The organism is Brevundimonas sp., assembly GCF_035561115.1.
GTDB lineage: Bacteria > Pseudomonadota > Alphaproteobacteria > Caulobacterales > Caulobacteraceae > Brevundimonas.
Map to the genome: position 1 here is coordinate 45,899 of NZ_DATMYH010000035.1, position 18,314 is coordinate 64,212.

Below are 18,314 nucleotides of genomic sequence, written 5' to 3' on the forward strand. Positions count from 1 at the left end.
GACGGCCCTCAGAGCGCGCCGCAAGCCGGGCGGAATAGCCCAACTCCGCGTCGGGTTAAAGCGGGCTGGTCAGCAGTGTGACCTTTTCGACCGCGGACGGCTCTAATCCGCAAAGCCGGACGAGCGGCAGGCGCACGCCCGCAATCACGGTTTCCGCGGGCTCGGGCAGGCGTTCGACCGGCCCGGTCGACAGTTCGACCGCCAGCACCAGCCGGACCAGATCGAGGGCGCAGACCGGGATCACGCCGATGCCCCGCGCCTCGATCCGGCCCGCGATCGTCCCCGGGCAGACAGCGAAAAGCGACCCGCCGGAGGCGAAGACATGGGCGTAGTCGTCGGCCACCAGCCGCCAGCCGTGGCCGATCAGGCGCAGGGCCAGGTCGCTCTTGCCGGCGCCGGAGGGGCCGGTGATCAGGACGCCGCGCCAGCCGGAGCCGGGAATCCAGCGCGCCGCGACCGTGCCATGCAGGGGCTGGTCGCTCATCCGCGTCGGCCGGCGGACGCCAGCGGCAGGGCGACCTCGAAGCGCGCGCCCGTGATCGCGCCGCGCTCGTCCGTCCGGTTTCCGGCCTGGACGTGGCCGCCATGAGCCTCGACGATCTGGCGGGCGATCGAAAGGCCGAGGCCGGAGTTGGCCCCGAAGGCCGTGCCCTTGGGCCGCGAGGTGTAGAACCGCTGGAAGACGGTCTCGAGGTTCTCGGGCGGAATGCCCGGCCCGTCGTCCTCGATGCTGACCCGGGCGGGACGGTCCGGGTCCGAGGGATCGCGGGTCAGCCCGATCCGCACCAGACCGTTCGGGGGGCTGAACGAGCGGGCGTTGTCGATCAGGTTGCGGAACACCTGTCCCAACGGCCCGTCCCGCCCGACGACCAGGATGTGATCGCCGGCCGGCGCCTCGAAGGCGATCCGCGGCTCGCCGGGCTTCCGTCCCGCCTCATAGACCCCGACGATCTCGGTCAGCAGGGTGGTGAGATCCAGCGTGCGGGGCCGGTCGCGCGCCAGTTCGGCGTCGAGCCGCGAGGCGTTGGAGATGTCGGTGATCAGCCGGTCCAGCCGCCGCACGTCCTGCTGCAGCAGGGCTGTCAGCTTTTCGCGCTGGGTCTCGGTCTTGACCAGAGGCAGGGTTTCCAGCGCCGAACGGATCGAGGTCAGCGGGTTCTTGATCTCGTGCGAGACGTCGGCGGCGAACCGCTCGATGGCGTCCATCCGGTCGGACAGGGTCTGGGTCATGGTCTCAAGCGAGCGGGCCAGATCGCCGATCTCGTCCTTGCGGCCCTCCAGATCAGGCAGGGAGATGGCGCGGGCGCGCTGCAGCCGGACCTCGTCCGCCGCCGCCGACAGCCGCATCACCGGCCGGGCCACGAACAGGTGCAGCAGCAGGGACGACAGCAGGGACACGCCCAGCGCCACCAGGGCGAAGGGCATCAGGGCGCGGCGCTGGGCGTCCAGGGTCTCGTTGACGTCTCCCGCCTCCAGCGTCAGCACGCCCAGAACCTGCCGCACATGGCGCACGGGGATGGAGACGGACACGACCCGATCCCCGCTTTCGGATCGCCGGAGGGTGGACTGGGCCTGACCGTCCAGCGCCGCCTCCACCTCCGCCGCCAGGGCGTCGCGGGCCCGCTCGAGAGCAGCTTCATTGCGGGTGTGTTCCCCCGGATCGACCATGGGCGGCGGAGTGCCCGCAGGCCGGGCCGGCGGCAGGGACCGGCCGGGAATGGCCTCCGTCACGGCGAAGCTGTCGGCTACCAGCAAGCCGTCGATATCGAACAGGCGTGCGCGTTGGCCGGAAAGTATGAAGTTGTCGCGCAGCCATCGGCTGGCCTCGATCGGATCGAGGGAAGGCGTCGGCTCTCCCTTGGTGACGCCGATCCGCTCATCCCCGAGGACACGGACCAGCAACTCGGCCTGGGCGGCCAGCGTCTCCTGACGCGCCTCGATCAGACCACGCCGCCATTCGTTCAGCGCCAGCGCGCCGACAAACAGGATCAGCAGGCTGAGCAGGTTCAGGGCCAGGATCAGGCCGCCGAGCCGCGACCCCCCGAAGCGCTTCAGCGGGCGGCGCGGTTCGTCGTCTCCCGGCGGGAGCGGATCAGCTTTCGCGATAGCGATACCCGACGCCATACAGGGTCTCGATGGCGTCGAACTCGGGGTCGACCACCCGGAACTTCTTTCGCATCCGCTTGACGTGGCTGTCGATGGTGCGGTCGTCGACATAGACCTGGTCGTCGTAGGCGGCGTCCATCAGATTGTCGCGGCTCTTCACGAAGCCGGGCCGCTGGGCCAGGGCCTGCAGCAGCAGGAACTCGGTCACGGTCAGCTTGACCGGCTTGCCTTCCCAGGTGCTCTCGTGGCGCGCCGGATCCATCGACAGCTTGCCGCGCTTGATGGCCTTGGACGAATTCTCGCCCGAGGGCTCGGGCTCGCCGCCGTCCGCGCCGGTCCGGCGCAGCAGAGCCTTGACCCGCTCGATCAGCAGCCGCTGGCTGAAGGGTTTGTGGATGTAGTCGTCGGCGCCCAGGTTGAAGCCCAGGATCTCGTCGATCTCCTCATCGCGCGAGGTCAGCATGATGACCGGAATCTGCGAGGTCTGGCGCAGGCGGCGCAGCACCTCCATCCCGTCCATGCGGGGCATCTTGACGTCCAGGATGGCCAGATCCGGCGGATTGGACTCCAGCGCCTCAAGCCCGGCGGCCCCGTCATGCCAGGCAGTGACCTTGTGGCCATGGCTTTCCAGCGCCAGCGAGACGGAGGCGACGATGTTCTCGTCGTCGTCGACCAGGGTGATGTTGGCCAAAGGCGGTCTCCTTGCAGACTCTTCGTTCGCAGTCTCAACGCACGGCAAGCGTTACCGTTCTAATCCATCATTGTTCAGCGCCGGTCGACCGAAAAGCCGGAAGACCGCCGCCGGGCCCACAGATGGGGCTCATCGCCACAATTCACAACGAAACCCCGCCTTAAAGCCTTGGCGCCATGATGGGCGGGAACAGTTTGAGCGTTTTGATGGCCGGATCCGTCCACTACGAAGTCTACATCCGAAAGACGGCTCCCGCGCCCTGGACGCTCCAGATGGCGACGGAAGACCGCACCATCGCGATCCAGGCGGCCGAGGACATGCTGGCCGACAGCCGCGCGGCGGCCGTGCGGGTGACCAAGGAAACCCTTGATCCCGACACCATGGAATTCGCCAGTTCGACGCTGCTGACCCGCGGCGCGCCCGAGATCCGGCACAAGCGGGTCGTGCCCGAGGACCAGAGCGGCCCGCGCTGCAACGGGCCGCAGGACTTCTACACCTCCCAGGCCCGCGAGACGATCGGCCGGGTGCTGGAGGACTGGCTGGCGCGTCAGGGCGTGACGGCGTTTGAACTTCTGCACAGGCCTGATCTGGCCGAAAAGCTGGAGGCTTCGGGCGTCGAGCTTCAGCACGCCATCCAGAAGGTGGCCGTGCCCGAGAGTCAGGCCGTGGGCCAGCCGGTCCACGATCTGGTCCGCCACTATCAGAAGCTGGCCGACAGGGCCGTTGAACGCGTCATCGCCGCCGGCCGCCGCGGCCAGTTCCCCAGCCTGGAGAATTGCTCGATCGCCGATCTGGCCCACCGCTTGGCGGGCCAGCCCGACCGGGCCTTCATCATGGGCGGCGTGGTGTCGTGCGCCCTGACCGGGATTCGGGGCGGCCGGGCGCGGCTGGACCGCCTGATGGATCTGGCCGATCGCGCGCCCATGGATGGCCCGCCCCGCGCCATGGTGCTGGTGCCTATCGAACAGCTGCTGTGCGAGATGCTGGCGGCGCGTACAAATCTGACGGACATCCTCGGGCCCGCGCTCGACCAGGGCGCTTCCCTGGCGGCCGTGGTGCGAATGGTCGCGCCCAACGAGATCGCGGCCCTGATCCGCCAGGACAACCGCATGGCCCTGCAGGTTCCGAACGTCGAGGGCCCGGCCGCCCGGCTCGGTGCGCGGCTGGAGGCGGGGGAGTTCCCGCTGCTGGCCGCCGCCCTCGCCAGGATGGTGCTGCGCGAGCTCATGAGCCCCCGCCGCCTGCGCCCCAACGACGCCGCAGGCGAGATCGACATCCTGCGCACCCTGGCCATGGCCCTGACGGTCACCGCCGGCCGTCTGCTGACCCTGGAAGAGGTCCAGAACGCGTTCAACGAACGTTCCAAGGCCATCGTCACGGCCGATTTCGTCGCCGCCTACGCCAAGACCTGCACCACGGTGCTGTGCGAGGCCGAGGCCCTGACCCGGCTGTGCGAGAACGTCACCGGCACGGCCAACAAGCGCTCCGCGGCGCGCTGGCTGTCGGCCTGTGTGGGCTCGTTGCGTTTCGAGACCGAGATGCGCGCCATCGCCGTCGGCCAGACCGCGGCGCAGAAGCTGGGAATCCTCGCCACACTCCAGCGGGCCGTGCATGGCTGCGGTCTCAACGAGCGCGACGACACCGAGATTTCAGCGGCCATCGGCACGGTCGGCGGCGCGGTCGAGAGCGAGGCGAAGATCGTGATGATGCTGGCGCGATCGCCCGCGCCCCTGCCGCAGAAGCTGTCGGTGCTTCTGCGCATGGCCGCCGGAGAGACCGCGCCGATGGGCCCGGCCGCGGATCGGGCCAAGGTCGAGGCGATCAAGCTGTTCCGCGCGCCGGAATCCCGCGCCGTCCTGTCGACCACGCCCGAGGCCCTGGCGCCGCTGAAGGGTCTGATGAAGGCGGCCGGTCTGGCCGCCTAGGCTCTTTTGTTGGCCGCGATCAGAAGGCTCCGCCTTCTCGACCCGGCGCGGCCTCAGTCGAAAATGTCGAAGATGCTGTCGCGCTTCTTTTTCTTGTAGCGGTAGTCGTCATCGTCGCGGCTGCGATAGCGGTCGTCGCGATACGCCGGCTGTCCGCTCCACGGTTGAGGCGCCGGCTGCTGAGGGGGATAGGGCTGTTGCGGCGGCGCGGTCCGGGGCGCGGAGGCGCGGCCTTCCTCGGTCGCCGCAGCCATCAGCTTCTCAAGTTCGCCGCGGTCCAGCCAGACGCCGCGGCAGTCGGGGCACATGTCGAACTGGACGCCGCCCCGCTCCAGCGTTTGCATGGCGGTGTTGTCGTTGGGGCACATCAAGAGCGGCATCGGCGTCTCCATTTACAGTTCACCCGGTAGAGCTAGGGCCGGGCCGGGGTTCCGCCAACGCGACCAAGGGCCGCGTCGCGCCTCAGGCCGCCGGCGCCCCGCCGCCCGCCGCGATCCAGGCGTCGACCTGGTCCTCCAGCACGTCCAGCGGCACCGACCCCGAACCCAGCACGACGGCGTGGAAGTCGCGGATGTCGAAGCGGGGACCCAGCGCCGCCCGGGCCCGCTGGCGCAGCTCCATGATCTTCAGCTCGCCGATCTTGTAGCTGGTCGCCTGACCCGGATTGGTCAGATAGCGCTCGACCTCCTTGACGATGTCGCGCTCGCTGAGCAGCGAGTTGCGCTGGAAATATTCGATCGCCTGCTCGCGGCTCCAGCGCTTGGCGTGCAGGCCGGTGTCCGTGACCAGCCGCACCGCCCGCCACAGCTCCAGCGACAGTCGGCCGAAGTCCGAATACGGGTCCGGATAGAAGCCCATCTCCTTGCCTAGCCGTTCGGCGTACAGGCCCCAGCCCTCGGCATAGGCGCCATAACCGCCGAAGCGGCGGAAGCGCGGCAGACTCTCCATCTCCTGGGCGTATGCGATCTGGAAATGATGGCCCGGCGCGCCCTCGTGGTAGCTGATGGCCTCGATCTGGGGCTTCAGCACCTGGGTCATGTCCGACAGGTTGACGTAGTAGATGCCCGGCCGCGACCCGTCCGGCGCCGGCGAGTTGTAGAAGGCGACGGACGCTGTCGCCTCGCGCCAGGGCTCCACCGACCGCACCTCCAGCGCCGCCTCGGGCAGGTCGTGGAAATACCGCGGGGCCGCCTCCATCACCTGGGCGATGAAGGCGCGGGAGTCGGTCAGATACTGCTCCTTGCCTTCGGGCGTATTCGGATACTGGAAGCGCGGGTCCGTCTTGAGGAAGGCGAACATCTCCTGCAGCGAGCCGGTGAAACCCACGCGGGTCATGATGGCCTGCATCTCGCCGTGCAGCCGCGCGACTTCGGCCAGGCCGGTGTCATGGATCTGGTCCGCCGTCAGGTCGGTGGTGGTCGAGAGTTGAAGCCGGGCGTTGTAGAAGGCCTCGCCTTCCGGCAACCGCCAGACGCCGGCGTCGCGGTCGGGCATGGCCGCCGCCTGGATCCGGACCTCGGCCAGGGCCGCCAGCACGCCCTCATAACCGCGCTTCCATTCGCCGGTCAGGGCTGCGCGGCCCTCGGCCAGCAGCCGGTCCTTCGTCGCCTGATCGACGTCCAGCGCCCCGACCTTCTTCCCGAAATCGGCCCAGACCGGATTGTCGGCGCCGTCATCGAAGGGCGCGCCGGCGATGATGTTGCGAGTGTTGGCGATCGAGGGCTCGAACACGAAATTCGGCGAGATCACCCCCCTTGACGCCCGGTCGCGCAGTTCGGCGGAAATCTCGCCCATGACGCGCTCGGCGTCGCGCAGCCGGGCCACATAGGCTTCGGCGTCGGAGACGCTGCCGACGCGGTGGTTGTTGATCATGAACACGGGCAGGCCCGTGGTCGGATTGCCGTTGGCGGCGAATTGATAGTTCCAGTCGCGCCATCGGTTCGACAGCCGCGCCTGCTGGACGCCGTATTCGAACAGCCGCCACGACAGCCGGCTGTCGGCGCTCAGGGTTTGCGGATTGAACTGGTCGTTCAGCTGCGCCAGCTGGCGTTCGGCGAGGGCCAGCGCCCGGTCGGCCGCGGCGTCCGTAGCGTCATCCAGCCTGTCGTAGTCGGTCTTGAGGCCCAGCGAGGTCATGGTCTGCGGGCTGAGCGCGATCCGCTCCTGGAAGGCCTGTTCGAAGAAGGCGGCCAGCCGGGCGTCTTCGCTCTGCGCCCCGGCCGGAGCCTCATGTCCGGCGTGGCCGGCGTGGGCGTCCTGCGCCAGAGCGGCGGGCGCGTACGCCAGCAGGGCGACGGTGGCGGCGGACGAGACGAGCAGACGGCGCATGGAACCCCCGGTAAAACTGAGGGCGGGACCATCCCCGACCGGGAGCCGGGGCGCAAGTCGCCCTAGAACTGCCGCCAGCTGTCGCCGGGGTCGCGTTCGCCGGGGTCGACGCTCTGCTGGCCCCAGGCGACGATCATCAGCAGCTTGTGGCTGCGAATACGGAACTCTCCCGTCATGGGCACGACGGCCCCCAGCGGCGCCCCCGTCTTCGGCTCGTAGAGAAAGCCCGAGAACTCCGCGACGCCGACCCGGTCGCGGCGGCTGTAGAGCGACAGTTCCGGCACCGAGACGACATTGAAGCTGTCGTTGATCGGCACCCGCATGTCCGGCAATCCGAAGACGCGGCGCATCTGTTCCAGCGACAGCGCCCCGGCGCGCAGTTCGAACACCGCGTCGGCCTCCGACTTCGACGGAGCCAGGGCGTAGCCCGCCTCGGACAGGGCGGCGCGGATGGCGCTGATCGCATAGGCGGCGTTCTCGGCGCGGAAGAAGGCGTCGTCGACGAAAATCCGCGAACCGGCCGGTATGGGCAGGGTCAGGCCCTCGACGGCGCGGTCGGCGGCGCGGGCGACCAGCAGCTGTTCGGTCGCGGTCCGTGACGGATAGGTCTCGGAGGTCGAGGCGCAGGCGGCCAGGGCGGAGGCCGCAGTCAGGACGGCGATCAGTGTCTTCACGGTCACCAGTTCCCGGTGTTGGGCATCGAGGCCCATGGCTCGGCGGGGGGCAGGGGCGCGCCGTCCTGGAGCAGTTCTATGGAGATGCCGTCGGGCGAGCGCACGAAGGCCATGTTGCCGTCGCGCGGCGGGCGGTTGATCACCACGCCGCCGTCCATCAGCCGCCGGCAGGCGGCGTAGATGTCGTCGACCCGGTAGGCCAGATGGCCGAAATTGCGACCGCCGTCATAGGGCTGGGGGTCCCAGTTGAAGGTCAATTCCACCTCGGGCGACCACTCGGTCTCCGCGCGGGCCCGGTCGGCCGGGGCGGCGAGGAAGACCAGGGTGTAGCGGCCGGCCTGGTTCTCCATCCGCCGCGTTTCGACCAGACCCAGCAGGTCGCAGTAGAAATGCAACGACGCCTCGAGGTCGGCGACCCGGACCATGGTGTGCAGATAGCGCATGAGGACGTCCGTCCTGGGAGAGGCGGGAAGCCGGCCTCTATAGCGACCCTTCGCCGCGATCGCGAATAACGGCCTGTTTCGGTGGATGCGTCCGCCTGCCCCGCCTGCTAGACGCGACCGGTCCGGCCCGCCGAAGGAATTCCATGCTCCGCAAGCTCTACGATCAGGTCTTCGCCCTGGCCCGCAGCAAACACGCCACCCCGGCCCTGGCCGTGGTGTCCTTCACCGAAAGCTCGTTCTTCCCGGTGCCGCCGGACGTGATGCTGGCGCCGATGATTCTGGCGCGGCCGGACCGGGCGTACTTTTATGCGACCGTCTGCACGCTCGCCTCGGTGCTGGGCGCGATGCTGGGCTATGCGATCGGCTATTTCCTGACTGATGTCGGAATGATGATTCTGGCCTGGCTGGGCAAGGCCGACACCTTCGAGGCGTCCAAGGCCCTGTTCCAGCAGCACGGCGCCTGGGTGATCCTGATCAAGGGTCTGACCCCCATCCCGTTCAAGCTGATCACCATCGCCTCGGGCATCTTCCAGTTCAACTTCGCCCTGTTCGTGGCGTTGTGCGCCATGACCCGGGGCGCGCGCTTCTACGCCGAGGCCTTCATCCTGAGGCGCTGGGGCCCCCCGATGCTGGAGATGGTCGAGAAGCGGCTGGCGATGTGGAGCATCATCGGCCTGGTGGTGCTGGCCGGCGCCATAGCGGCGGTCAAGCTTCTCTGATCGGGCTTCTGCCCGGATCAGCGGATGTGCGGGAACCATCGACGGTAGCGATTGCGGCAGCTATGAACATCGTCCGATGAGAGGCCTTTATCGACTCCTGACGCGGTGGTGGACCGCCTTCGCCCTCGCCGCCTCGCTGGCGCTGCTGGGCGCGGCGCATGCGTTCGAGCGGTTCGCCGGCCTGGCGCCCTGCAACCTGTGCCTCAAGCAGCGCGAAGTGTACTGGGGCGCGGTGGCGATCGCCCTGACCGCCACCCTCTGGCACCTGGTCAGCCGGGGCAGCCGGGGGACCCCCCGCATCGCCGCCTTCCTGCTGGCCGTCGTCTTCGCCACGGGCGCGGTCACGGCCGCCTTCCACATGGGCGGCGAGATGAAGTGGTGGGATCTGCCCGCAAGCTGCGCCGGCGGCGGAGACGTCAACCTCGAGAGCCTCGCTGCGCTCGCGCTGGGCGCCGGACCGATCGAGACGCCGGTCTTCTGCGACACGGTGACATGGCGGTTCCTCGGCCTGTCGATGGCAGGATGGAACGTTCTGATCTCGGCGGCCCTCGCCGTGTTCAGCCTGCTCGCCGCAAAGAGGCCCAAGGATGCCCGCGCTCCCCGAAGCTGATCACCTGACCGACCGGCGCATTCCGCTGGCGCGGCCCGGACGGGGCGCCAGCCGGCGGCGGCGGGACGAGATCCTGCGCGTCGACCATGCCGGCGAATACGCCGCCGTCCACATCTACCGCGCCCAGAAGGCCGTGTTCGAGGGCCGGGCGGGCAAGACGGCGCTCGCCGCCGACATGGGCGAGATGCGGGACCAGGAGGCGGTCCATCTGGCGCGGTTCGAGGCCCTGCTGAACGCCGAGCGCGTGCGCCCCACCCTGATGACTCCGGTCTGGCGGCTGGCGGCCATGGCGCTGGGAACCGGGACCGCCCTGATGGGCGAGAAAGCCGCCCACGCCTGCACCGAGGCGGTCGAGAGCGTGATCGAGGAACACTATGCCGGTCAGATCGCCGAGCTTCGCGACCGCGATCCGGCCCTGGCGGCTGAATTGTCGGTGTTCCGGGATGAGGAACTGGCCCATCACGACCATGCGGTCGGGCGCGGGGCTCGCGAGGCGCCGGCGTATGGCCTGCTCAGCGCTGCCATCAAGGCCGGCTGCCGCGCCGCCATAAAGATCAGCGAAAAGGTCTGATCGCACGCCCGGGTTGCGCTCCGCCGTCTGGCAGGCATTATGGGGATCCAGGTTTTTTACAGGAGAGCCCTGTGTCATTCCCCATCGCCTTGCTTGCCTCGCTTCTGTTGCAACAGACTCCGCAGGTCGCCACCCCTCCCGCGGCGACAGTGGTTCCCGCCCCGGCGGCCGCTCCCGGAGCCGCGCCGGCGCCCGCCGGCGCCCGCGTGGTCGCGCAGCGGGCCGAACCGGTCCAGGTCTGCCGGACCGAACCGGTCACCGGATCGCGTTTCGGGCGTCGGGTTTGCCGCAGCGTCTTCCAGACCGAGGAGGACCGCGCCAACAGCCGGGAAATGCTGCGCCAGATGCAAGACGTCCGGACCACACCGGTCGGCTAACGTCTGACAGCGGCCCTCACATCGAAGGCCAGCAGCAGGGTTCGCTGGCGCGGATTGTCATTGTCGTCAGACAGGATGTAGAGACGCGTCCCCGATGCATGGGCCGCCGCCGCCAGGCCCTCGAAATTGTCCGTCGTCGACGGCAGGCTGAGGGTAGCGAGCACGGGCCCCAGCCGGCCGGACGGGTCCATGCGGCGCACGCGGGCGCGCATGTCGAACGGCTCGCGGTACAGCCGCTCGACGACGAACCAGCCATCGCCGGCCGGATCGCGGTCCATGCCGGTGACGCGCCAGTCGGCGACGGCGAGCGGCGTCGACGGCGGCGGCGCGACCTCGGTGCAGCGCAAGGCCGTGCAATCCCAGACCCCTCCGCCCTCTGCAACGGCGCGCAGACCTTCGGCCCCCGCCGCCAGCGCCTCCAGACCGTCGTTGCCGGGCGGAACGGGCGGAACCGCAAGCGCTGACGGGCGACTCCTCAGCGCATCAAGCGGGCCGTAGGACCACAGCCGGGGCGTCTGTTCGAAGCCCACCACCAGCTCGCCGGCCGCCGTGATCGCCAGGCTTTCGGCGTCGCCGTCCGACTTGGACGGGAAGGCGCGCCCGTCCCCCGCGGTCAGGTTGCGCAAACGGAGGCCGGACAGGCCGGCCAGCCGGCCTCGCCCATCGAACGCCAGCCGTCCCCGCACCAGATCGCCGGCGTCGGTGACCGCCACCAGGTCTCCATCCGAAAGCTTCAGATCTGACAGGCCATGCAACCGGTCGCCCGCCGGCGCGAGGATCTGGACGCCGCCCGCGTAGCGCACGCCCGGCCCCAGCCGGACGCCCCCGGGCACGCCCAGACCGACCGTGCGGATTTCCGCGGCGACGGGCGTCCAGCCGTCGGCGGAGCCTCGCCACGGTTCGGAAATCACGCCCGCGCCCGCGCAGGCGCCCAGCATCAATGTCAGGCTGACGGCGGCGAGCCGCCTCAAGCGGCCTTCCGGCGGCGCCCGGCTGAAACCGCCTTGGGCTCGGCGTCGAACAGGGCGGCCAGGTTCTCGACCATGGCTCCGGCCAGCTGTTCGACATCGACGATCGTCACGGCGCGGCGGTACCAGCGGGTCACGTCGTGGCCGATGCCGATGGCCATCAGCTCGACCGGCGAGCGGGTCTCGATCTCGGCGATGACCTGACGCAGATGCTTGTCCAGGTAGAGGGCCGCATTGGCCGACTGGGTGGAATCGTCGACCGGCGAACCGTCCGAAATGACCATCAGGATCCGGCGCGACTCGGTGCGGCCCAGCAGGCGCTCGTGGGCCCAGGTCAGGGCCTCGCCGTCGATGTTCTCCTTCAGCAGCCCCTCGCGCATCATCAGGCCGAGACTCTTTTTCGCCCGGCGCCACGGCGCGTCGGCGGATTTGTAGATGATGTGCCGCAGGTCATTCAGCCGCCCCGGGTTGGCGGGCTTGCCGGCGGTGATCCAGGCCTCGCGCGACTGGCCGCCCTTCCAGGCCCGGGTGGTGAAGCCGAGGATCTCGACCTTGACCCCGCAGCGCTCCAGCGTCCGCGCCAGAATGTCGGCGCACACGGCCGCCACCATGATCGGCCGCCCGCGCATCGAGCCGGAGTTGTCGAGCAGCAGGGTCACCACCGTGTCGCGGAACGGGCTTTCGCTCTCGGCCTTGAAGCTGAGTGGACTGGTGGGGTCGGTGATGATCCGGGTCAGGCGGGCGGTGTCCAGCACCCCTTCCTCAAGGTCGAAATGCCAGCTGCGGTTCTGTTGCGCCATCAGACGGCGTTGCAGCTTGTTGGCCAGACGCGACACCACCGAGGACAGGGCCGTGAGCTGCTGGTCCAGCAGGGCGCGCAGCCGCTCCAGCTCGTTCGGATCGCACAGCTCGGCGGCGTCCACCACCTCGTCGAAGGCGGTGGTGAAGACGCGATAGGCGTCGATGGCCCGGCCGTCGTCCATGGTCTGCTGGCGGTTGGGCAGGGAGCCCTCGTTGACATCCGGCCCGTCATCCGAGGCTTCGCCATCGGGATCGCCCGGCGCGCCGTCCGGGCGGCTGTCGCGGTCCTCGCCCTGGTCCTGATCGTCCGTCGAGCCGTCCATCGACTGGCCCTCGCCGCCGCCGGCGTCGTCTTCCTCGTCCTGATCGGCGGCCGCGTCCGGGTCCTGCCCATCGGGCTCCTCGTCGCCCTGGTCGTCCGAGGCGTCGTCTCCGCGGCCGTCGCCGGGATCGAGATCCAGTGCGCGGAGAACGTCTTTCAACCGTTCGGCGAAGACGGTCTGGTCGCCGGCGACCTCGGCCAGCGCGTCGAGTTTCGCGCCCGCCTTATCCTCGATGGCCGCGCGGACGAGGTCCAGCATCGACCCTGCGCCGTCGGGGGCGCGTTCGCCGGTCAGGCGTTCCCGCACCAGCAGGGCCACGGCCTCGGGCAGAGGCACCCGCTCGGCGTCGGCGCGCAGGGCCCCCATCTTCTCCAGTCGGGTCAACAGGGCCGCGTTCATATTGGCGCGGACCCCGGCGAGGGCGGTCGAGCCCACGGCCTCGACCCTGGCCTGTTCCACCGCCTCGAACACCTCGGAGGCGCGCGTGTCCACCGGCCGCAGCCTCGCGTGCAGGCCTTCGTCGTGATTGGCGAGACGCAGGGCCAGCCGGTCGGCCTGTCCGCGCAGGGTTGCGTTCTCGGGCGCGCCGGGATCGCGCGGCGGGTGCGGCAGGGTCAGGACGCCGTTGGCCAGCTTCGGCCCGTCCGAGCCGAAGGCGACCTCAAGCTCGGACTGCTCGGCCAGCGCCCGCGCCGCATGGGCGAGCGCGCGCTTGAAGATGTCGGCGGGAGTGTCGGCGGAGGCCATAAGGGTCAGATAGCGGTTCTGTCTCGCCGGGAGAAGGCGGACAAAGCCCACTCCTTCCCCATTTCATGGGGAGGTGGATCGTCGGCGCAGCCGGCGAGACGGAGGGGGCGACTCGGTGACGGGGATTGGCGGGCGACCGGCTGAACCCGGCGTCGCCCCCTCCGTCACGGCGCGAAGGCGCGCCGCGCCACCTCCCCACGATGTGGGGAGGAGACGAAACTACGCCGCGTTCGCCGCCTTCGACTTCAGCTTGTCCTGGTGCGCGCGCATGCCGACGGCGATCAGTTCGGCGGCCTCGCCGGCGTCGCCCCAGCCCTTGACCGTGACCGACTTGTTCTTCTCCAGATCCTTGTAGCGGGTGAAGAAGTGCTCGATCTGCTCGACCAGAATGGCCGGCAGCTGCCGGTAGCTGGCGATGTCGGTGTAATAGGGGTTCAACTTGTCGACCGGCACGGCCAGGATCTTCTCGTCGCCGCCGGCCTCGTCTTCCATCTTCAGCACGCCGATCGGACGCGAGCGGATGATGCAGCCCGGCACGACCGGAGTCGGGTTCAGCACGATCACGTCGCAGGGGTCGCCGTCGTCCGACAGGGTGTGCGGGATGAAGCCGTAGTTGCCCGGATAGTACATGGCGGTGTGCAGGAAGCGGTCGACGAACAGGGCGCCCGAGGCCTTGTCCATCTCGTACTTGACCGGCAGGCCGCCCTGCGGGATCTCGATGATGACATTGACGTCCCAGGGCGGGTTCGGGCCGACGGGGATGGCGTCGATATTCATGGCGCGTCCGGTTATGCTGCAGTGCGATACGAGTGGCGGGCGTGATAGGCGCGCACGGCGCCCGAAGCAAGGCGGGGGATGGTTTTGCGCTATGTTCGCGACGCGGTCGCTCACGGCTTGAGCGCGGGACGGCCGCGCGCCACCATGCCGCTGTGACAAGGAGCGACCCATGACCCTTTTCGACTGGCTGGCCCTCGCCTTCTTTCTCGTCTGCTGGCTCGGCTACGGGCCTCTGCTCAGTCTGCTGGCGCGGCGCAGCGGCACGTTGAACGACGACATGCTGATCGTGCGCCGTGTCTGGATGACCGCGATGACCCATCGCGAAATCCGCCTCGTCGACAGCAACCTGCTGGGCCACACGATCAATTCCGGGGGTTTCTTCGCCTCCACCAACCTGCTGCTGATCGCGGCCGTGGGCAGCGTCCTGTTCGGAGGCGAACAGGCGATCGCGGGATTCGCCTCGGTGGGGGACGATGATGTGCCGACCCGCCTGCTCAAGGCCAAGCTGGCGCTGGTACTGCTCTGTCTGTCGCGGGGCCTGCTGGATTTCATCTGGTCGATCCGTCAGCTGAACTATTCGCTGGCCCTGATCGGCGCGGCCCCGGAGGTGCATACCGAGGCGGACAGGGTCGCGCTCGGCGACGCGGCGGCCAATCTGCTGAATCCGGCGCTCAGCGCCTTCAGCCAGGGCGTGCGGGGTTATTATTTCGCGCTCGCGGCGGCCGCCTGGCTGTTCGGCCCCCTTTGGCTGGCGATCGGCGTCGCGGCCATTTCCTGCCTGCTGGTCTGGCGTCAGGCCGGTTCTCCGGCCGCCCGGGCCATCCGTAGCGCCCGGCGCCTGCTGGAGCCCTGAGGCCGAACGGCCAAGGCCGTTCGCAGATGCGCTGGCACGCGGACAGATTTTGCCGCCGGAAACGGTTACACTACGATCACGCGGACCGATCATGCCGTTACAAGGCGTGAACGCAGGTGCGAAGTACCGTCTTGACGATTTGTGCACCGCACACTAACTTGATCTTCGACGCCTCCGGGCGTCATGCCCTTCCTGGGCGTTTCCTCCCTAAAGACTTTTATGCCGCGCCTTCGGGCGCGGCTTTTTTTTACGCCTCGTCCAGCAAGGCGGCGATGACCCGCGCGACCCCTTTCCGGGTCCGGATCCAGCCGGCCGACGGCGCCCGGGCGGCCTCGTCGAAATACAGGGCGCGGTTCAACTCGATCTGGACAGCGTGAAATCCTTCGTGCGGCCGCCCCCAGGCCTGGGTCGTCCAGCCGCCGGCATAGGGCTGGTTCAGCGCCACCCGCCAGCCGAGCGTCTCGAACGCCCGCCGCAGACGCCGCGTCAAATCCGCCGAACACGACGAGCCGTGCCGGTCCCCCAGCACCACCTCGGGTCCGCGCGCCCCGCCTGCGGCCTGGGTCGCGCGCGCCGGCATCGAATGCCAGTCGACCAGCACCGCTTCGCCATGACGATCCCGCGCCGCCCGCATCTGTTCTCCCAGAGCCGCGTGATAGGGGGCGTGAACCCGCGCGATCCGTCCCCGGGCCTCCTTCAGACTCAGCCGACGCGCGTACAGCGGCCGTCCGTCCCCCGTCAGGCGAGGAATGACGCCGTAGCCCGCCGCAGTCCGCGGGGAACCCGTCCCCTGACCCGCTCCCTCGATCAGGGTTGGGTCCAGATCGCCGGGATCGCGGTTCAGATCGACGTAGGCCCGGCCCAGCCGTCCCAGCACCAGAGCCGCCCCGCCCGCGGCGCCCGGCGCGATCAGCTGGTCGACAAGGGCGTCCTCGGCGCTGCGCAGGCTGGCCTCGGGCAGGGACGGATCGCAGTTCATGTCCGCCGGATACACCCCGCCCGAGTGGGGCGAGGCGAAGACGAACCGCCCCGGCTCCGCGGCCTGCACGACGGCGAAACCCGCCGCGTCGTCCGTCCGATCCCCGCTGCCGTCCCCTGTATTCATGCCGCAGCCATAGCCTGTTTCCGGGCTTCATCCACAGAGGATGGCGTCGGCATGCCGCTGATTTTCATGGCGGGTTTACCAGTGCGGGCCTAGCGTCACGGAAAGACGACCCGGGGCGAAAACCATATGGCGCGCATTCTTCTGGCCGAAGACGACCACTCCCTGCGTGGGTTCCTGACCCGCGCCCTGGAGCGGGCGGGCCATTCCGTGGTCGATTGCGAGAACGGCGACGACGCCATCGACGCCCTCGACCAAGGTCCGTGGGACCTGCTCCTGACCGATATCGTCATGCCCGGCGCCGACGGCATCGAGGTGGCGCGCGTCGCCGCTGCTCGCCAGCCGGGCATCCGCATCATGTTCATCACCGGCTTCGCCGCCGTGGCCCTCAGCGCCGCCCAGGCCAGTCCCCAGGCCAAGGTCCTGTCCAAGCCGGTGCACCTTCGCGACCTTGTCGGCGAAGTCGAGAGAATGGTCGCCGCTTAGAGGCTTGCGGTTTGTAAGGCCTGCGGGTTATAGACCGCGCCTTCCCGTTCCGGACCTGTCCGGAACCGTTACGGCGGACGCGTAGCTCAGCGGGAGAGCACTTCGTTGACATCGAAGGGGTCACAGGTTCAATCCCTGTCGCGTCCACCATTCCTTTCAAAAGTTTAGCGGCGGTCCGGCCTGTTCGCCCATCCCGCGTTCACCGGCGTCCAGGCAGCGTCCGTTTGGGGGGCTCGCAAAGCCCCAGATCGGGATACGCGGCGTCAGGCTTCGCCCGTTCCTCGACTATCAACTGTTTGATCCGGGCCTGCTCGACCGGATCCGACGTGCCCTCAAGGACCTTACTGAACCGTTCGATATTCAGCTGGCGAAGATGGGGCTGCATGGCCGGCCCTCCAAACCGCAAGGATGCTGCGTGTCACGCCGCAATGCCCGCGATCTTCACTTATACCAGTCAGTGCAAACAGCGGCGCCGCCAAGTTGTGCGGGGCGATTAATTCTTCGTGATCCAGATCAAGGCGGACTATCGCCGCGCTCGTAGTCTCCTGCATCCGTCCGCCCGCCCCCCGGGCGGGGACAGAGGAGCAAGGACGATGACCGACAAGACCCTGCAGACCCTCGTAGAGGACGAAATCCGGTGGGAGCCGAGCGTTGATTCCGCCAACATCGGCGTAGCCGTCGACGCGGGCGTTGTCCGGCTCAGCGGATCGGTGCGCACCTATCCGGAGAAGGTCGCCGCCGAGAAGGCGGCCGAACGGGTCAAGGGCGTGCGCGGCGTCGCCCTCGACATCGACGTTCGGCCCTTCGGCGATACAGGCACGAGCGACGACGAGATCGCCAAGCGCGCGCTCAACACGCTCGCCTGGCATGCCATGCTGCCCAGGAACGCGCTGAAGGTCCGCGTCGAGGACGGTCGCGTCACGCTGTCCGGCGAGCTGGACTGGCAGTACCAGCGGGAGGCGGCGGAACGGGCGATTCAAAAGCTTTACGGCGTTCGCACCGTGTCCAACCAGATTCTGCTTCGCCCCCAGGTGATGGCCGCCGACGTCAAGAGCCGCATCGAGGAGGCGCTGGGCCGGCAGGCGCGGATCGAAGCCGATGGCGTCCGTGTCTCGATCGACGGCGCCAATGTGAAGCTTGAGGGCAAGGTCGACACCTGGTCCGACCGCAACACGGTCGAACGGGCGGCCTGGGCGGCCCGGGGCGTGACATCGGTCGAAGATCGGCTGGTCGTCGCGGCCTGACCCGACGCACGCCGTGCCGCCTGTCGCCGATCTCCGACAGGGCCGATGGGCTCCATCGCGGCAGGGAGCCCGTCACGGCCGGGGACGCGGAGGATGACCTGAGGCGCCGCCGTGGCCAGCTGCGAGATAGGTCCCTGCCCGATCCTGGCGGGTGACAGAATCGCCCTGCCGGCAGTCGCTGAAGGTATCGCGCTCACAGCTGCACAGCCGGGTCGAGGCCGATCCGACAAGATTTTCAAGTGGATTCGCTGGATAGTGATCGAGTTGGTCGCGTGTGCGCCTGCCCTCAAGCATTGGCCGCGAAGCTTCGATCCTCAAGGCCGCGCAGGGGCGTCACCACGTCGGCCAGCGGCGCTTCGGCATAGGGCCGCTTGGCCAGCAGGTCGCCGTAGACGTCCAGGTACCGCCGGGCCATGGCCGTGGCGGAGAAGCGCAGGTCGAAGCGGGCGCGGACGGCCTCCCGGTCCAGCAGATGCGCCCGCCCGGCCGCAGCCACCGCCTGTTCCAGGGTGTCGACGAGGAAGCCGGTCTCGCCGTCCTCGATGACCTCGGGGGCGGAGCCGCAGCGG

General features: G+C 69.0%; 19 protein-coding genes, 1 tRNA gene and 1 pseudogene. 9 read left to right on the plus strand and 12 right to left on the minus strand.

Annotated features, from left to right (window positions below; translation table 11 throughout):
- Positions 1 to 55: 55 nt before the first annotated feature.
- The 3 genes from VN378_RS04580 to VN378_RS04590 are packed head-to-tail and all read right to left on the minus strand — an operon-like array spanning position 56 to position 2,797.
- Complete coding sequence (locus tag VN378_RS04580) at positions 56 to 484, minus strand: HPr kinase/phosphatase C-terminal domain-containing protein (protein ID WP_325741412.1); 429 nt, start codon at positions 482 to 484, stop codon at positions 56 to 58.
- Complete coding sequence (locus VN378_RS04585) at positions 481 to 2,124, minus strand: HAMP domain-containing sensor histidine kinase (protein WP_325741414.1); 1,644 nt, start codon at positions 2,122 to 2,124, stop codon at positions 481 to 483. Before VN378_RS04585 ends, VN378_RS04580 begins: the two co-directional genes overlap by 4 nt.
- A complete protein-coding gene (locus VN378_RS04590) occupies positions 2,093 to 2,797 on the minus strand; it encodes a response regulator transcription factor (protein WP_325741416.1) in 705 nt (234 codons plus the stop codon). The genes VN378_RS04585 and VN378_RS04590 overlap by 32 nt, the downstream gene beginning before the upstream one ends.
- Positions 2,798 to 3,003: 206 nt before the next feature.
- On the opposite strand from VN378_RS04590, the gene VN378_RS04595 reads away from it, so the two are divergent.
- Positions 3,004 to 4,722, plus strand: a complete 1,719-nt coding sequence (locus tag VN378_RS04595; protein ID WP_325741418.1) for a hypothetical protein — start codon at positions 3,004 to 3,006, stop codon at positions 4,720 to 4,722.
- A 53-nt stretch (positions 4,723 to 4,775) separates the two neighbouring features.
- Here VN378_RS04595 and VN378_RS04600 read toward each other — a convergent pair whose 3' ends face one another.
- From VN378_RS04600 to VN378_RS04615, 4 genes are all read right to left on the minus strand, one after another.
- Positions 4,776 to 5,102 (minus strand): zf-TFIIB domain-containing protein, encoded by a 327-nt coding sequence (locus VN378_RS04600; RefSeq protein ID WP_325741420.1) that lies wholly within the window; start codon positions 5,100 to 5,102, stop codon positions 4,776 to 4,778.
- A gap of 82 nt (positions 5,103 to 5,184) precedes the next feature.
- The gene (locus VN378_RS04605) at positions 5,185 to 7,050 is read right to left on the minus strand and encodes a DUF885 domain-containing protein (RefSeq protein ID WP_325741422.1); all 1,866 of its coding nucleotides are present in this window, start codon (positions 7,048 to 7,050) and stop codon (positions 5,185 to 5,187) included.
- Between the two features lie 62 nt (positions 7,051 to 7,112).
- A complete protein-coding gene (locus tag VN378_RS04610) occupies positions 7,113 to 7,730 on the minus strand; it encodes a DUF6655 family protein (RefSeq protein WP_325741424.1) in 618 nt (205 codons plus the stop codon).
- Positions 7,727 to 8,167 carry a VOC family protein gene (locus tag VN378_RS04615; RefSeq protein WP_325741426.1) on the minus strand — a complete coding sequence of 147 codons (441 nt, stop codon included), beginning with the start codon at positions 8,165 to 8,167 and terminating at the stop codon, positions 7,727 to 7,729. Before VN378_RS04615 ends, VN378_RS04610 begins: the two co-directional genes overlap by 4 nt.
- 143 nt (positions 8,168 to 8,310) lie before the next feature.
- Here VN378_RS04615 and VN378_RS04620 point away from each other — a divergent pair, with 143 nt between their 5' ends.
- The 4 genes from VN378_RS04620 (at position 8,311) to VN378_RS04635 (ending at position 10,444) form a co-directional block, all read left to right on the plus strand.
- Positions 8,311 to 8,886 (plus strand): YqaA family protein, encoded by a 576-nt coding sequence (locus VN378_RS04620; protein ID WP_325741428.1) that lies wholly within the window; start codon positions 8,311 to 8,313, stop codon positions 8,884 to 8,886.
- Between the two features lie 76 nt (positions 8,887 to 8,962).
- Entirely contained in the window at positions 8,963 to 9,496 is a 534-nt protein-coding gene (locus VN378_RS04625; RefSeq protein ID WP_325741430.1) for a disulfide bond formation protein B, read from the plus strand.
- Positions 9,474 to 10,067, plus strand: coding sequence for a demethoxyubiquinone hydroxylase family protein (locus tag VN378_RS04630; protein WP_325741432.1), 594 nt, complete (start codon positions 9,474 to 9,476; stop codon positions 10,065 to 10,067). Before VN378_RS04625 ends, VN378_RS04630 begins: the two co-directional genes overlap by 23 nt.
- 71 nt (positions 10,068 to 10,138) lie before the next feature.
- Positions 10,139 to 10,444: a hypothetical protein gene (locus tag VN378_RS04635; RefSeq protein WP_325741434.1), complete on the plus strand. Its 306-nt coding sequence runs from the start codon at positions 10,139 to 10,141 to the stop codon at positions 10,442 to 10,444.
- Here the strand turns inward: VN378_RS04635 and VN378_RS04640 are convergent.
- The 3 genes from VN378_RS04640 to ppa all read right to left on the minus strand — a co-directional run bounded on the left by VN378_RS04640 (position 10,441) and on the right by ppa (position 14,060).
- The gene (locus tag VN378_RS04640) at positions 10,441 to 11,415 is read right to left on the minus strand and encodes an esterase-like activity of phytase family protein (protein WP_325741436.1); all 975 of its coding nucleotides are present in this window, start codon (positions 11,413 to 11,415) and stop codon (positions 10,441 to 10,443) included. The genes VN378_RS04635 and VN378_RS04640 overlap by 4 nt on opposite strands.
- Positions 11,412 to 13,283 (minus strand): cobaltochelatase subunit CobT, encoded by a 1,872-nt coding sequence (gene cobT, locus VN378_RS04645; RefSeq protein ID WP_325741437.1) that lies wholly within the window; start codon positions 13,281 to 13,283, stop codon positions 11,412 to 11,414. Before cobT ends, VN378_RS04640 begins: the two co-directional genes overlap by 4 nt.
- A gap of 219 nt (positions 13,284 to 13,502) precedes the next feature.
- On the minus strand, positions 13,503 to 14,060 hold the full coding sequence (ppa, locus tag VN378_RS04650; RefSeq protein ID WP_325741438.1) for an inorganic diphosphatase: 558 nt from the start codon (positions 14,058 to 14,060) through the stop codon (positions 13,503 to 13,505).
- 169 nt (positions 14,061 to 14,229) lie between these two features.
- Here ppa and VN378_RS04655 point away from each other — a divergent pair, with 169 nt between their 5' ends.
- A complete protein-coding gene (locus VN378_RS04655; RefSeq protein ID WP_325741439.1) occupies positions 14,230 to 14,913 on the plus strand; it encodes a DUF599 domain-containing protein in 684 nt (227 codons plus the stop codon).
- 247 nt (positions 14,914 to 15,160) lie between these two features.
- Here the strand turns inward: VN378_RS04655 and VN378_RS04660 are convergent, their stop codons facing one another.
- Positions 15,161 to 16,018, minus strand: a complete 858-nt coding sequence (locus VN378_RS04660; RefSeq protein WP_325741441.1) for an N-formylglutamate amidohydrolase — start codon at positions 16,016 to 16,018, stop codon at positions 15,161 to 15,163.
- 126 nt (positions 16,019 to 16,144) lie between these two features.
- Here VN378_RS04660 and cpdR point away from each other — a divergent pair, with 126 nt between their 5' ends.
- The 3 genes from cpdR to VN378_RS04675 all read left to right on the plus strand — a co-directional run bounded on the left by cpdR (position 16,145) and on the right by VN378_RS04675 (position 17,745).
- Positions 16,145 to 16,501 (plus strand): cell cycle two-component system response regulator CpdR, encoded by a 357-nt coding sequence (cpdR, locus tag VN378_RS04665; RefSeq protein WP_056616494.1) that lies wholly within the window; start codon positions 16,145 to 16,147, stop codon positions 16,499 to 16,501.
- Between the two features lie 75 nt (positions 16,502 to 16,576).
- Positions 16,577 to 16,651 (plus strand) — tRNA-Val (locus tag VN378_RS04670).
- Positions 16,652 to 17,094: 443 nt separating this feature from the next.
- Positions 17,095 to 17,745 (plus strand): BON domain-containing protein, encoded by a 651-nt coding sequence (locus VN378_RS04675; RefSeq protein WP_325741444.1) that lies wholly within the window; start codon positions 17,095 to 17,097, stop codon positions 17,743 to 17,745.
- A 286-nt stretch (positions 17,746 to 18,031) separates the two neighbouring features.
- Here VN378_RS04675 and VN378_RS04680 read toward each other — a convergent pair.
- Positions 18,032 to 18,314 (minus strand): annotated as a pseudogene (locus VN378_RS04680) (glycosyltransferase family 4 protein); the annotation flags it as partial.

Excerpts from the sequence above, each read along its gene's own strand:
- VN378_RS04580 (WP_325741412.1), bottom strand. The coding sequence starts at position 484 with ATGAGCGACCAGCCCCTGCATGGCACGGTCGCGGCGCGCTGGATTCCC.
- VN378_RS04585 (WP_325741414.1), bottom strand. The coding sequence starts at position 2,124 with ATGGCGTCGGGTATCGCTATCGCGAAAGCTGATCCGCTCCCGCCGGGA.
- VN378_RS04595 (WP_325741418.1), top strand. The coding sequence starts at position 3,004 with ATGGCCGGATCCGTCCACTACGAAGTCTACATCCGAAAGACGGCTCCC.
- VN378_RS04600 (WP_325741420.1), bottom strand. The coding sequence starts at position 5,102 with ATGCCGCTCTTGATGTGCCCCAACGACAACACCGCCATGCAAACGCTG.
- VN378_RS04605 (WP_325741422.1), bottom strand. The coding sequence starts at position 7,050 with ATGCGCCGTCTGCTCGTCTCGTCCGCCGCCACCGTCGCCCTGCTGGCG.
- VN378_RS04615 (WP_325741426.1), bottom strand. The coding sequence starts at position 8,167 with ATGCGCTATCTGCACACCATGGTCCGGGTCGCCGACCTCGAGGCGTCG.
- VN378_RS04620 (WP_325741428.1), top strand. The coding sequence starts at position 8,311 with ATGCTCCGCAAGCTCTACGATCAGGTCTTCGCCCTGGCCCGCAGCAAA.
- VN378_RS04625 (WP_325741430.1), top strand. The coding sequence starts at position 8,963 with ATGAGAGGCCTTTATCGACTCCTGACGCGGTGGTGGACCGCCTTCGCC.
- VN378_RS04630 (WP_325741432.1), top strand. The coding sequence starts at position 9,474 with ATGCCCGCGCTCCCCGAAGCTGATCACCTGACCGACCGGCGCATTCCG.
- cobT (WP_325741437.1), bottom strand. The coding sequence starts at position 13,283 with ATGGCCTCCGCCGACACTCCCGCCGACATCTTCAAGCGCGCGCTCGCC.
- ppa (WP_325741438.1), bottom strand. The coding sequence starts at position 14,060 with ATGAATATCGACGCCATCCCCGTCGGCCCGAACCCGCCCTGGGACGTC.
- VN378_RS04655 (WP_325741439.1), top strand. The coding sequence starts at position 14,230 with ATGACCCTTTTCGACTGGCTGGCCCTCGCCTTCTTTCTCGTCTGCTGG.
- VN378_RS04660 (WP_325741441.1), bottom strand. The coding sequence starts at position 16,018 with ATGAATACAGGGGACGGCAGCGGGGATCGGACGGACGACGCGGCGGGT.
- cpdR (WP_056616494.1), top strand. The coding sequence starts at position 16,145 with ATGGCGCGCATTCTTCTGGCCGAAGACGACCACTCCCTGCGTGGGTTC.
- VN378_RS04675 (WP_325741444.1), top strand. The coding sequence starts at position 17,095 with ATGACCGACAAGACCCTGCAGACCCTCGTAGAGGACGAAATCCGGTGG.